Here is a 14225-nt window from a genome sequence, read left to right as displayed (position 1 = left end):
ATTTATAGCCTGGTCTTAAGCGAGTTTTTCCTTGAAAAAATCGATGGTCCTTCCCCAGGCCAATTCAGCGGCTTCCCGGTCATATCTCGGGGTGGTATCATTGTGAAAACCGTGGTTTGCCTTAGGGTATATATAGGCCTTATATTCCTTGCCATACTTTTTAAGGGCTTCTTCATAGGCCGGCCACCCTTCGTTTACTCGTGTATCCAATTCACCAAAATGAAGCATTAAAGGGGCGTTTATTTTTTCAATATCTTCAGTTGGCTGACCCCCGTAAAAAGGAACTGAAGCTGCTAAACTTGGAACCTTTACCGCCATCATATTGGAAATCCAACCTCCAAAACAAAATCCTACCACACCAACTTTACCGGAGCATTCAGGATGGGCTTTCAAATATTCAAAGGCCGCAATAAAATCCTCCAACATCTCATCGCGATTTCGCTTGCTTTGCAGTTCACGGCCATCGTCGTCATTGCCGGGATAACCGCCCAGAGGTGTTAAAGCATCTGGGGCCAAAGAGATGAATCCTGCCAGGCCGGCCCTTCGGCCCACATCTTCTATGTGCGGATTAAGTCCACGGTTTTCGTGGACCACTATTATTCCTGGAAGTTTTACCTTGGTATCGGCCGGTCTAGAAAGCAAACCCTTTATGGAACCACCTCCTTTGGGGGAATCGTAGTGGATATATTCTGATTTTAATTTTGGATCATCGGACTTTATCTGGATTTTTTTCACATAATCAGGGGAAATAAAGCTAAGCAGCGAAGCTACCGTTAACCCACCAACGGCATAGGTGGATAATTTATCCATAAACAGCCTTCTGCTTACCCTATTGTGGGCGTAGTCATCATAAAGGTCAAAAACTTCTTGTTTAATATCTTCTTTTTTCAATGGTCTCATGGGCGTTGATTTATGGTTGAACGTGCCTTTTACACTTTAGGTTCTATCAGATCCGATTCAAAAACTTCCTTTTCAGCTAATTAACGGACGTATCGGGGAAGACGCTTTTGAAAGGATTTTCTTGAACTTCATTGCTTTAATCAATCTTAATTATTGCAAAATGAAGCATTGTTACAAACAGTATTTATTAAAAGTATGAAATTAGTTTTAACTTTTAAAGGTAATTATGAAGTCGGGCTAATATTCGTATTTCCATTTTGTAAACATTATTGGAATTTGGTCATCAATAAATCAATATTATCTTTTAGGTTTTATTAAATAATGAATTTTAGGATATCAAGTTTAATCGAGCCTATAGAAGGCTTTTTTTGGTAACATTAAAATTTAAAATGATTGTTGAGTTTTAATTTTAGTTATATTTGATTTCCAGTTTATTGCTAAACTGGACTATTAAAACTTTCCCCCAAAAAGATTGTATGTGCATTGGTCGGTGTTTGGATTCCAACTCTGGTTTTAACCATTAATAGCTTAAAATTTGCTTAAAAGATTACTATTAAAGTTTGTCAAATACTACCTCCCAATTCTCATTTTGAGCGTTTTGGCTGTTTTATGGTTATATAAAATGGAACACAAAAAGCTGATTTCCTTACAGCAAGATGAACTCTCAAATAAAAAACAACTGATCGTTGAACTTTTAAAACCCATGATAGCCAATCTCTATTATTGGGAGCAATATGGTTTTAGTGAAAGCGACTTTGATCCTGACAAGAATGCCTACTTAGACGATAGAATTAGGGATTTTGTTGTTGGAATGGACAGTTATAGTCAATTCAGACTTATCAATTTATCTGGAAAGGAAGTATATAGACTCAATAGACAGGACGATGGCAAAATAGTAAAGAGTATAGCTCTTCAGGATAAGGCCACTAGGGATTATTATCAGACTACCACTGATCTCAAGAAAAGTCAAATTTATTTGTCCCCCTTAAATCTGAATCAAGAAAACGGTATCCTGGAATTGCCATATAAACCAATGATTCGTGGGGTAGCACCTATATTCGACGCTCTTGGCAACAAATTGGGCATAGTGGTCATTAATTTTAGCGCAGAGAGGTTCTTGGAGCTGCTGAAAAAGGACAACCATTATTCCTTTATGTTGTTGGATCGTTTTGGCAATTATCTGGTAAGTAAGGATAGTGCAAAAGAGTTTGCCCATTTAATTCCAAATAGTAGAAATATTACCTTTTATGAGGAATACCCTGAGTTAGTGGATTCATTGAGCAGGAAAGAAACTACTTCTTTGTTTCAGAACGGGGATCTGTGGATAAAAACCGAATTGGATTTTAAAACCGAACTTGCCCAAACCCCTTTATTTCGGCATAAATTTGCGGATATTAAAACCAATAATAAATGGGTGCTTTTAAAACATCTGGATTCACATACTTTAAATGCGAGGCTGAAAAGCGAGATTTTTTCAATATTCCTAATCAATTTATTGGCAATAGCTGTTATTTTATGCCTGTCATATCTTGAGGCGAAAAGTGATACTTCCAAAAAGAAGTATATGCAGGCTCTTGAAGTAATTAATAAGGAGCTGGAAAGCAAAAGCACAGAGCTTGAAAATAAAAACAACGCTTTGGTAGCCATACAGAATAAGTTGGAGCTGCGCAATGCCCAACTTATGGAGTATAACAATATTGTTGCCCATAACTTAAGAGCTCCTACTACAAGTATTTCTGCTTTGGTATCCATGTTAGAGGAAGCCAAGGATTATGAAGAGTCTAAAAGTTATTTTCCTAAATTGCAAAAAATAACCCACGCTATTAACACCTTGGTGGATGATCTTCTGATTTACGTTAGGATTCTGAACGATGACGACCAGGTTAAATTGGAAAATATAGCATTGGAGCCTTTATTAGAGGCCACCTTGGATCTGCATGTTGAAACTTTGGATAATGAAACCATAGAAGTGAAGACAGATTTGACTGCATGGAACGAAATAAAGTTTTCAAGAATCTATTTACAGAGTGTGATTCAAAATCTAATATCCAATGCCATAAAATATAGGGATCCCAACAAAAGGTCCGTCATTATTATCCGTACCTTATGGGAGGACGACAAGAAAGTTTTAGTAGTGGAGGACAATGGCGTAGGGGTGGATCTAAATCGCTATGGCAGTGATATTTTTAAATTATATAAAAGATTTCATCGTGGACTATCCGGTAAAGGTATGGGGTTGTTTCTGGTGAAAACACAATTGGAATCATTGAATGCCAATATTGAAGTAAACAGTGAATTGGGAAAGGGAACCACATTTAAAATAATATTTGACAGCTATGAATGACTTAAGTTTTTTTCTAATCGATGACGATGAGATTTTTCAGTTTATAATGAAGAATACCATTGCCGAAATAAGTCCAGACATAAAGATTAAGTTTTTTTCCGATGGTGAAAAGGGAATGGATTTCCTTAAACAGAATCTCGGTGCTGCCACCAATCTTCCGGATATTATCCTTTTGGACGTAAACATGCCTTTTATGGATGGATGGGAGTTTCTCAAGGAATATAAATCACTTCAAACCCAAATAAAAAAGGATATTAATATATACCTGCTAACATCCTCCAATAACCCCAATGATATAGCCATGGCCAGAGAAATCAGTGAACTTTCGGGTTATTTGGTAAAGCCGATATCAAAGGAGGGAATCAAAAGCCTTATTAGTCATTTTCCAACAACCGAGTGGTATCATAATCAATTTTAGATGACGATATCCTTTAGTAGTCTGGTTAAATGTGGGGTTATATGCTGATAGAATAACGAAAGTTCCAAGATCGTTCTATGGGATGAAAATCCAAATGTCTGTTTTTGCAACAGCTGGCAACGCACCATGGACTTTAAATTGCAGCTTCTATATCTACAGCCACTTTAAGCTTGCTTTTGCCGCTGCCATACACTACGCCTTTTAAAGGTGGTACGTCGTAGTAATCCCTGCCCCAGCCTACCACTATATGCTGATCCATGGGTATAAGATTGTTTGTGGGGTCAAAATCTACCCATCCAAAGCCGGGTATAAATATGGCGAACCAAGCATGGGAGGCATCCGCCCCCACCAATTTTTCTTTGCCTTTAGGAGGTACGGTTTCTATATAACCGCTAACATACCTGGCAGGTAGTCCTACAGACCTTATACAGGCAATCGCTATTTGGGCAAAGTCTTGGCAAACCCCTTTTTTTTCCTTCATCACTTCCGCAACAGGAGTGGAAATGGTGGTAAACCCGGGTACAAACTGAAAATCGGTATAAATACGCTGCATCAATTCATAGGCGGCATCAAAAACTGAACGATTTCTTTTAAAGGAAACCTCGGCATAGTCCCGTATATTGTCATCTGCACGTCTAATAAAAATAGATTCCAAGATGTATTGCTTGGCATCCAATATAGCAGGATCCGTACTTTTTAATGCCAAAAGGGTTTGGTTTAAGGTAATTCCCCTACATGCCTCGGAAAAAAAAGAATCTTGGAATTGGGCATAATCCCGCACTATTTTACTTTTTGTAGTTACTTTTAACTCTCTATGTTCTGTTTGTATGGAAAAACGGGTAATATAGTTTCCAAAAAAATCTATGCGTTCCGAAATTTCTGCCGGTTGCGGTGTTATCTGTATTTTATAGTCCAATAACTGTTGCCCTTTAGATTCCCTTGGGCGCAGCGTAGCAATATTGTGACAATAGATTACCGGAGCATTGTATTCGTACTTGGTAGTATGTTTTACGTTAAAAATCATATCAAAAAGGAAAGGATTGGGTAACCAATTGATTTTGTTTGTCCGTATGATTAAAATAAGTACTGCTTATGGATTGGGATGTTTTGTATAATAGTTCTGAGAGCTGTTCCAATAGTTCATCAAGATCTTTCCTAAAATAATCGGTATCGGATTTAGTCTTTACTAAATTGGAAGACTCCGCCAATCGCAATTTGGAGAAAGCGTCAAAAACATATTTTTGATAATTACTTAAATTATTGTCCTTTCGGGAATGCGGTAAACGCGCGATGTCTTTTTGGATCCTGTTCAACATAAATGTCAACGACCTTGGATATTCCAAATCCAACACCACCAGGTCCAATAAGTGCTCCAATTGAATGTGGGACCTATAGCTATATCTGTAAATATTAAGGCTTTCATGACTGGTCAACAAATATTCCAAAAGGTCATACTCTACCTGTTCCTCATATTTAATGGTAAGCAGGGAGCGACATTTGGTAATGGTCAACATGCTCTGTTCCAATTGTAGGCCGATAAAATAGAGTAGTAACCCCTGTTGTACTAAAATACTCTCTTCTATAAGGCCCATAAAAGCAATTAAACGGGTGATTAGTTGGTTGAGTACTTTTAAAATTTTATTAATGGAACGGTCCTGGCCTTCCTCAAAGGATTGCCATATTTTTTGAATATTTTCGAAAACCCTCCACATATCCGAAGACCACAGATTGCGGATGGAATAATAGGAATTACCGAACATGGCAAGGTTATGCGCTAAACTTCCGGGTCTGTCTTTATCCAGTATTACGGATAACATTTCCTGCATTGGGTCTTCCATAGCCATTTTGCCTTTGGAGCTTTTCTCGGCGAAGCCAGGATAGGTGCCCGTTAAGTGGGTAACGGCTTTGAACAGGACTTGGAGTTTAACAGAATCTGGTTTTTCATTTTTGTTCTGTACCAAGGCCATTTGCCGCATAACCATTCGTAAAAACCGGGCATTGACCAAAGTGCGGCCTACATAACGTCCCGCCCAATATAAGTTTTCGGCCGTAAGACTGGGCAGATCGTTTAAACCGGATGCCGCCAAGGAACTCCGTTTTTGCCAGTGCCTAGTTATATCTTCCTTTACCGGGCTGTCTTCCAATACCCAAAAATCCTTACTTGTGCCACCCCTTTGGTTGGAAACCCTAATAGTTTCCCTGTCCGGAGCTACACGTACCAGGCCACCGGGCATTACACTGTAATCTTTATTTGATGCAATACAAAAGGTACGGGTTACCAAATTTCTAGACTCTATAGTTCCATCAACTAAGTTTGGAGCCGTGGAAAAGCTTATTTTCTCCTGAGCTACAAAACGATAGGGAGTTAGTTCAATTTCCTTTTTCAGGTCATTTAACTGCAGTGTGGTCATGAACTCTGCGAAATGGATACTTTCCCTATTGGTCCTATCAATTCTTTTGATCACCAATTGGGATATATTCTCCAAAACAAATTTTCTTTCCTGTTCCTGTCCGCACCACCATGATGCAATTTGTGGTAGGATCAACTCCTCTTTAAGAAGGTATCTGGATATAGCCGGCATAAAAGGAATCAGGCCTGGGTTTTCAATTACACCACTACCTACCGGGTTAATAATGGAAACATTTTTTCTGCGCACTACATCCAACAATCCTGCAACTCCTAACTGGGAATCTTCCCTTAGCTCTAAGGGGTCGGTAAATGCGTCATCTACCCTGCGTAAAATAACGTCAATCTGCTTAAGTCCCTGCAAGGATTTCATCCAAACATAACCGTCCCTTACCACCAGGTCGTTCCCTTGTACCAAGGGGTAGCCCAAGAAGGAAGATAGATAGGCATGTTCAAAATAGGTTTCATTGTGCGATCCCGGGGTCAATATGGCAATATTGGGATTATCTTTTTTTATAGGGGATGCATCAACGAGCATCTGGTTAAATTCTTTAAAGAAACCAGAAAGTCGCTTCACATTCATTTTGGCATACATCTCCGGGAGAATTCTACTGGTAGTAGATCTATTTTCTAAGGCATATCCCATTCCTGAAGGTGCTTCTGCACGGTCGTTCACTACCCAAAGCCTACCGTCCGTTCCGCGGGAAAGGTCGGCAGCGTAAATGGAAAGAAATTTTTCCGTACTATATTCAATACCACTACATTGTCTTAAAAAACCACGATGTCCGTGAATTACTTCATGTGGCACAATACCATTTTTTATGAGATTGCCTTCGCCATAAATATCCTTCAAGACCAAATTTAAAAGCTGTGCCCGTTGTTTTAAACCGTTCTCTACCGTTTGCCATTCGGCCTGGCGGAGCAAAAAAGGAACCACATTCAAGTTCCATGGGCGGTGCAATCCCTGAGGGTCGTTATAAACATTGTAGGTAACGCCATTTTCTGAAAGTAGCCAATCTATATCCCTTTGGCGGGCCATTAATCCGTCATAACCCAATTTATCAAATTCCGTAAGGAGTTTGTTCCAATAAGGCTTTACACCATTTTGTGGTGTAAACATTTCATCATTCTTATATTCTGTAATATAATTACTTAACCAGCTGGTACTTGTTATTGGCATAATAATTTTTGAATTACTTCTTCCTTAAATCCAGCACATGTGGATATTCAGGATTTATTGGGACCTCTTTGTATACAAATGTATTGGAAGCAGACTTAGGTTCTACCATTCTACCGGAAAAATTTGTTGTAGGGCCCATTTCCATCGGTGTTGCCTCACCCTGGGAGTGTCCAAAATCCCAAAATCGGTTAATTCTTCTAGATTCGGCCTCGTAACTGTTTACAGGGTAGGTATCATAGGAACGTCCGCCGGGATGGGCTACAAAATAGGTGCATCCACCAATGGATTTTTTATTCCACATATCTACAATATCAAATACCAAAGGTACATCTACCGCAATGGTGGGGTGCAGCGCAGACCAAGGGTCCCATGCTTTATAACGGACTCCTGCCACATATTCGCCTTTGATACCTGTAGGGCTCAGGGCTATTTTTACACCGTTACAGGTTAGGCTATAACGCTCTTCCGTAAAGTTTTTCACTTTTATCTGCACTCTTTCCAAGGAGGAATCAACGTATCTTGCCGTTCCCCTGCCGGACATTTCTTCGCCCAATACATTCCACGGTTCTATGGCCATGCGAAGTTCTATCTGCATGGAATTGATCTCTACCAATCCGTATAAGGGAAACCTGAATTCAAAAAATGGGTCGAACCAATCCAGCTTAAAGGGATAACCGGCATCATTTAATTGGGCAACAATATCCCTTAGATCTTCTTTTACGTAATGTTCCAACAAAAATTTATCGTGCAATTCCGTACCCCAACGTACCAAGTCATGTTTGTATGGATTTTTCCAAAACCAAGACACCAAAGTGCGCACTAGTAACATTTGCAAGAGGCTCATCTGTGCATGGGGTGGCATATCAAAAGCTCGCAGTTCCAAGATGCCCAATCTGCCCGAGGAAGAATCTGGGGAATATAATTTATCGATGCAGAACTCGGCCCTGTGGGTATTACCGGTAATATCGGTAAGTAAATGGCGAAATAATCGGTCCGTTAGCCAAAAAGGTACCTCTTTATCCTCAGGAATTTGGGAAAATGCAATTTCCAATTCATAGAGATTTTCCAATCGCGCCTCGTCTACACGTGGAGCCTGACTGGTAGGGCCTATAAATGCACCAGAGAATAAATAGGAAAGCCCTGGGTGGTGCTGCCAAAATGTAAGTAGACTACGCAGCAGTTGCGGATTTCGAAGCAACGGACTATCTGCGGGAGTGGCCCCACCCAAAGTAACATGGTTGCCACCTCCGGTACCGGTATGCTTGCCATCCAACATAAATTTTTCGGTCCCTAAACGGGATTTTTTTGCTTCTTCATATAGCTTCAAGGTATTGTCCGTAAGTTCTTGCCAATTCTTGGCGGGATGCACATTTACCTCTATTACACCAGGGTCCGGAGTAATTTTCAGGACTTCCAAACGATTGTCCCTAGGGGGCTCATAACCCTCCAATATTACCGGAATTTCCAGTTCCTTGGCCGTTGCCTCAATACTTGCTGTTAAATCCAAGAAGTCTTCCGCGCTGTTCAAAGGGGGTAGGAAAAGGAATAATTTATCATCCCGCACCTCAGCGCATAAAGCAGTACGTACAAAAGGTTGTTTTTTGGCAGATGATTTTGATGTCTTGGACTCTATTCGATCCTGTAATTCTTTTCCGTAAGCTTTTAATACAGGCTTCTCCTCGAACAGCTCGGGTTCTGCAGTAGGCTCTGAAGGTACTTCCGGTTCTTTGGGCAAGGATTCCAAAGGAAGTCGTAATCCAATTGGGGAATTTCCTGGCGTTAAAAACAGATGTTTGCCCCTAAACTCCCAAGGATTGGTAATCCATTGGTCATTGTTTTTGGCTAAAGGTAAAACGTGGCCAATGGTTTTACCTATGCCCTGCTCCAGTACTTCTCCAAGCTTCTTTCTTAAAGCCGTGTCTTTTTTGTTATAATCTTTTGGCTCCACATCTACTGGCAGTTTTCCTTCTTCCCACAGAAAATAGAAAGCATCTTCATATGCTGGAATTATACTTTCATTGGGACAGGCCAAATATTTGGTCAATGTTTTTAGAAAGGTACCTGTAATATCCTTTGGGATGGTATAGGTCTTCGTAAAGGAAGCCAGCCATTTTGGTTCTTTCCATATAGATTCTCCGTCCTTGCGCCAATGAATGCCAATAAGCCAGCGTGGCAAGGGTTCGCCCGGGTACCATTTCCCCTGGGCATGGTGCAACATTCCTCCTTTGCCAAAGGCATCCAATAACCTTAAGGAAAGGGAACTTGCCAATGCGCGTTTGTGTTCCCCATCGGCAGATGTATTCCATTCTTCAGCTTCCATATCATCTACGGAAACAAAGGTGGGTTCGCCGCCCATAGTTAATCTTACATCATTTAATTGCAGCTCCTCTTCTACGGCAAAGCCTAAATTATAAATGGCTTTCCACTGATCTTCGGTATAGGGCTTGGTTACACGGGGCGACTCAAAAATCCGGGTTACTGAGTTGTCGAATTCAAATTCCGTTTCACAGGGATCCGTTAATCCATACACCGGAGCGGCACTTTCAAAGGAAGGTGTACATGCCAGGGGGATATGGCCTTCCCCTGCCAAAAGCCCGGAGGTAGCATCCAACCCGATCCAACCAGCACCTGGCAAATATACTTCTGCCCAAGCATGTAAATCCGTAAAGTCCTCCTCAGGGCCGGAAGGGCCGTCCAAGGATTTTTCATCCGACTTTAGCTGTACCAGATATCCTGACACAAAACGGGCCGCCAATCCCAAATGACGAAGCGTCTGTACCAATAGCCAAGCAAAATCCCTACATGAACCTAACTTCCTGTCCAAGGTTTCCTCACAACTTTGCACGCCAGGCTCCATACGGATGGTGTAGTTGAGGTAGGTGTATAATTTTTGATTGAGGCCTATAAGAAAATCAATGCTCCGCACTGGAGTTAGGTCTAACTTTTCCAACCAATCCTGTAGCAACGGACCCTTTTCCGTTACTTCCAAATAGGGCAGAAGTTCTTTCTTTAGATCTTCCGAATAGGTAAACGGAAAATTCTCAACGGATTCCTCTACAAAAAAATCAAAGGGATTAATGGTCTTTAAGTCTGCTATAATTTCAACCTCTACTGATAGTTCCGAGGTTTTTTCGGGAAAAACAATACGGGCCAAGTAATTTCCAAAAGGGTCTTGCTGCCAATTGAAAAAATGATTTTCAGGTTTAATTTTTATGGAATACGCCTCAATGGGCGTTCTGCTATGCGGCGCAGGCCTTAACCTAAAAATATGTGGTGAAAGGTTTACCCTTCGATCATATTTATAAACGGTTTTATGTGATATTGCTACTTTTAATGCCATGGGACAATCATATTTTCAATATGCCCTAAGATAAGCACTAAAATCAGGAATCCCCTCCATTAAATGCATATAGGTCAAAATTTTATCCATAAAAAATTAATCCACAATCCTTTTTGCTAGATTGATAATCTAGGATGGGTTTTTGACCGATTTATTTTTTGGGTTTGTTGTTTATCCCCATTGAACCTCTTGGGGATTACGGAACCAAAACAATTGCTATGTTTTTAAAGAACTCAAAACAAGGTTTGGTATTGTTTTCTAATTTTGAAAACGGCATGGTGCTGTGGCAAAAAATTATCCCGGAATATTTTGGGGAAACTGGAAAAGAAATTGTGAGGAGGAACTTAGAGTAGCCTAGAGTTGTGCAGTTAAAACAATCTATATTCTGATTGGGTTTGAATATAGCTCCTGCCACCAGTCTGATGATCTGGTGTAAAATACTTGTTCCAAATTGCAAAATAATAGGCCATAAAGAAGGCATCCGTTAAGAATAATAAAATTGTGTATCCTATATTTGCTCTATTCGAATATTCCGATATATCTCCATTATGGCCAAATACACATTAGTCATCTTTTCATTTGTGGGCTTAATGCTCGTTTCATGCAATAATGTCTCAAACAAACGAAACCAAACTGATCAGAAAGTTATCGATCAAACCGTTAAAGCTTCATTGGCGGACAGTACTATAGTTTATAAAACAGATAATATAATTGTACATCGGTTATCAAACCATATCTACCAACATATTTCATTCTTAAATACCAATGATTTTGGCAGGGTAGCCTGTAATGGGATGTTGGTCGTAAATGAAAATGAAGCCCTTATTTTTGACACGCCAACGGATGATGAAAGTTCTCTGGAATTGATAAACTATGTGACCAAAAATCTTAATTCTGAAATAAAAGCAGTGGTGCCAACGCATTTTCACGGGGATTGTGTAGGGGGGTTGGAAACCTTCTATAAATACAACATTCCAGCGTACGCATCCAATCATACTATAGAATTGTTGGGAACCAAGGGCAAAGTCTTCTCCAAACCCATGATCGGTTTCGCAGATAGCCTTTCTTTAAATATTGGGAGCGGAAAGGCATATGTACAATATTTTGGGGAGGGCCATACTAAGGATAATGTTGTAGGTTATGTTCCCTTGGACAATGCGATCTTCGGTGGATGCCTTATAAAGGAAGTAGATGCCAGCAAAGGCAATTTGGAGGATGCCAATATAATGGCTTGGTCCAATACCGTTAGAAAACTAAAGCAAAAATATCCTACTGCCAAAATTGTAATACCGGGACACGGAATTGCTGGGGGAATCGAATTATTGGACTATACCATAAAACTGTTCCAATAAAAATGTTTTAGTCCTCGTAGAAAGCAGCTCCCCATTTATCCATACTTGTTAAAATGTTCTCTAGGGATTTTCCCTTCAGGGTCAAGCTGTACTCCACCTTGGGGGGGACAACAGGAAAAACTTTCCGTTCAATTAGTTTGTCCTGCTCCAATTCCCTGACGGTCTGGGTAAACATTTTATTGGATACTCCTGAAATTTTCTTCTGTAAAACTCCAGATCTCAAAGGGCCTTCCAAGAGATGAAACAGTATTAAAGGCTTCCACTTTGTGCCAATTAGGTTCAAGGTATGTTGCAAAGGGCAATTATTTTTAATCATTTTTGTAGTATAAATTGTTGATAATCATTAAAATACTCTTTTAGGCAACTATATAACTTTTGGGTAAGTTATTGCCATTTGGGCAAATATAAATTAATTTAGCGGTCTAAAATAGAATACATGAAAACAAATAAAACTTATCCAAAATCATTTTCTCACATTGGTATTACCGTTCCAAATATTAGGGAAGCCACAAAATTTTATTCAGAGGTTATGGGCTGGTACGTAATTATGGAGCCCTCCACAGTAAAAAAGGAGAGGGAAACAGCCATTGGTCAAATATGTATCGATGTTTTTGGGGAGGACTGGCAGGAATTTGAAATTGCCCATTTGGCAACTTCGGACGGTATTGGTATTGAGTTGTTTTCCTTTCCGCATGGGGTTAAGGAGGCGCCGGAGTTTAGTCCTTTTAATACGGGTCTTTTTCATTTTTGTATACAGGATCCTAATATTGAGGAGCTTGTAGCAAAGATTGTGGCCAATGGCGGGAAGCAAAGAATGCCCATTAGGGAATATTATCCCAATGACAAGCCCTATAAAATGTGTTATGTAGAGGATCCCTTTGGGATAGTGTTTGAAGTCTATACCCATAGCTATGAGCTCACCTATTCTTCAGGGGCCTATGCCAAATAAAGAACTGTGGACAAAATATCAAAACTCTGGTCGGCTTGTACAGTAGTTGTGTACAACGAAAAACCCCGTGAATCATATGATTCACGGGGTTTTGTTTGTACTCGAGGCGGGAATCGAACCCGCACTCCGAAGAACTGGATTTTGAATCCAGCGCGTCTACCAGTTCCGCCACTCGAGCAAGGTAATTATTTCTTAGTTTTCAATTTCCCCGATTGTTCTTTAACTCCCGGTTTCATTTGAGACTGCAAAACTAAAAAATATTTTCTTTATATCACCAAAAAAATAACAACATTTATACTTTAGCAACCCAAATTAATTTCTAAATTTGCACCTCCTTATAAAAAGGAGTTCCAATAAACTAATAAACAATACATTAACAATGCCATATCAAGTACCGGAGCCTAAAATTTTTACCTGTACCCAAAGTACCAAGCTATCCGAAAAAATAGCTGAGCATTTTGGTTCCAATTTAGGCAATGTTATTTTTTCCCGATACAGCGATGGGGAGTTTCAGCCATCCTTTGAGGAATCTATACGTGGAATGCGTGTATTTATTATTGGTTCTACGAATCCTAGTTCTGAAAACCTGATGGAAATGTTGTTGATGTTGGATGCTGCAAAAAGGGCATCTGCAAGGCACATAACTGCAGTAATGCCTTATTTTGGATGGGCCAGACAGGATAGAAAAGACAAGCCCAGGGTTCCTATAGCGGCCAAATTGGTAGCCAAAATGTTGGAGGCAGCAGGTGCTACCCGCATCATTACCATGGACCTGCATGCCGATCAAATACAAGGATTTTTTGAAAAACCTGTAGACCATTTATTTGCGTCCACCTTGTTTTTACCTTATTTGAACAGTCTCAACCTTAAAGACCTCACTATAGCCTCACCGGATATGGGTGGATCCAAAAGGGCCTATGCTTATTCAAAGGCACTTAATTGCGATGTGGTTATATGTTATAAACAAAGGGCACAAGCCAACGTAATTTCGCATATGGAACTTATTGGTGATGTGCAGGGGAAAAATGTGGTTTTGGTAGATGATATGGTAGATACGGCCGGAACTTTGACAAAAGCGGCAGATCTAATGATGGAAAGGGGAGCTTTAAGTGTAAGGGCAATTACCACACATGCACTTCTATCAGGGGATGCCTATGAGAAAATTGAAAAATCGAAATTATCGGAACTTATTGTAACCGATTCCATACCATTAAAAAAGGAAAGCAAAAAAATTAGGGTAATAAGCTGTGCCGAGTTGTTTGCCGATGTAATGCACAGGGTACATCACAATACTTCCATTAGTTCCAAGTTTCTAATGTAGAGGTATAATACAAG

General features: G+C 40.0%; 10 protein-coding genes and 1 tRNA gene. 5 read left to right on the top strand and 6 right to left on the bottom strand.

The genetic code is table 11. The annotated features are described in order from the left end of the window. Positions 1 to 15 precede the first annotated feature (15 nt). Positions 16 to 900, bottom strand: a complete 885-nt coding sequence (locus tag LV92_RS12395) for a dienelactone hydrolase family protein (RefSeq protein ID WP_111623958.1) — start codon at positions 898 to 900, stop codon at positions 16 to 18. A 622-nt stretch (positions 901 to 1522) separates the two neighbouring features. Here LV92_RS12395 and LV92_RS12390 point away from each other — a divergent pair. After that, positions 1523 to 3244, top strand: a complete 1722-nt coding sequence (locus LV92_RS12390; RefSeq protein WP_111623957.1) for a sensor histidine kinase — start codon at positions 1523 to 1525, stop codon at positions 3242 to 3244. Then, on the top strand, positions 3237 to 3662 hold the full coding sequence (locus LV92_RS12385) for a response regulator (protein WP_111623956.1): 426 nt from the start codon (positions 3237 to 3239) through the stop codon (positions 3660 to 3662). Before LV92_RS12390 ends, LV92_RS12385 begins: the two co-directional genes overlap by 8 nt. 133 nt (positions 3663 to 3795) lie before the next feature. Here the strand turns inward: LV92_RS12385 and LV92_RS12380 are convergent, their stop codons facing one another. From LV92_RS12380 to LV92_RS12370, 3 genes are read right to left on the bottom strand one after another with little or no spacing between them, the layout of a single operon-like run. Continuing rightward, complete coding sequence (locus LV92_RS12380) at positions 3796 to 4686, bottom strand: transglutaminase family protein (RefSeq protein WP_111623955.1); 891 nt, start codon at positions 4684 to 4686, stop codon at positions 3796 to 3798. Position 4687: 1 nt separating this feature from the next. After that, the gene (locus LV92_RS12375) at positions 4688 to 7249 is read right to left on the bottom strand and encodes a circularly permuted type 2 ATP-grasp protein (RefSeq protein ID WP_111623954.1); all 2562 of its coding nucleotides are present in this window, start codon (positions 7247 to 7249) and stop codon (positions 4688 to 4690) included. A 13-nt stretch (positions 7250 to 7262) separates the two neighbouring features. Beyond that, the gene (locus LV92_RS12370; RefSeq protein WP_111623953.1) at positions 7263 to 10589 is read right to left on the bottom strand and encodes a transglutaminase family protein; all 3327 of its coding nucleotides are present in this window, start codon (positions 10587 to 10589) and stop codon (positions 7263 to 7265) included. Between the two features lie 548 nt (positions 10590 to 11137). Between LV92_RS12370 and bla the strand changes: the two genes are divergently transcribed. Beyond that, positions 11138 to 11941: a subclass B1 metallo-beta-lactamase gene (gene bla / locus LV92_RS12360; RefSeq protein WP_111623951.1), complete on the top strand. Its 804-nt coding sequence runs from the start codon at positions 11138 to 11140 to the stop codon at positions 11939 to 11941. A 7-nt stretch (positions 11942 to 11948) separates the two neighbouring features. On the opposite strand, the gene LV92_RS12355 is transcribed toward bla, so the two are convergent. Continuing rightward, the gene (locus LV92_RS12355; protein ID WP_111623950.1) at positions 11949 to 12257 is read right to left on the bottom strand and encodes a winged helix-turn-helix transcriptional regulator; all 309 of its coding nucleotides are present in this window, start codon (positions 12255 to 12257) and stop codon (positions 11949 to 11951) included. Positions 12258 to 12377: 120 nt separating this feature from the next. On the opposite strand from LV92_RS12355, the gene LV92_RS12350 reads away from it, so the two are divergent. Further along, positions 12378 to 12890: a VOC family protein gene (locus LV92_RS12350; RefSeq protein WP_111623949.1), complete on the top strand. Its 513-nt coding sequence runs from the start codon at positions 12378 to 12380 to the stop codon at positions 12888 to 12890. Between the two features lie 98 nt (positions 12891 to 12988). On the opposite strand, the gene LV92_RS12345 is transcribed toward LV92_RS12350, so the two are convergent. Then, positions 12989 to 13068: transfer RNA gene (locus LV92_RS12345), tRNA-Leu, on the bottom strand. A 201-nt stretch (positions 13069 to 13269) separates the two neighbouring features. On the opposite strand from LV92_RS12345, the gene LV92_RS12340 reads away from it, so the two are divergent. After that, a complete protein-coding gene (locus LV92_RS12340; RefSeq protein ID WP_111623948.1) occupies positions 13270 to 14211 on the top strand; it encodes a ribose-phosphate pyrophosphokinase in 942 nt (313 codons plus the stop codon). Positions 14212 to 14225 lie beyond the last annotated feature (14 nt).

This window comes from Arenibacter echinorum (assembly GCF_003259375.1).
Taxonomy (GTDB): domain Bacteria; phylum Bacteroidota; class Bacteroidia; order Flavobacteriales; family Flavobacteriaceae; genus Arenibacter; species Arenibacter echinorum.
This window is presented reverse-complemented; position numbering and strand designations above follow the sequence as displayed.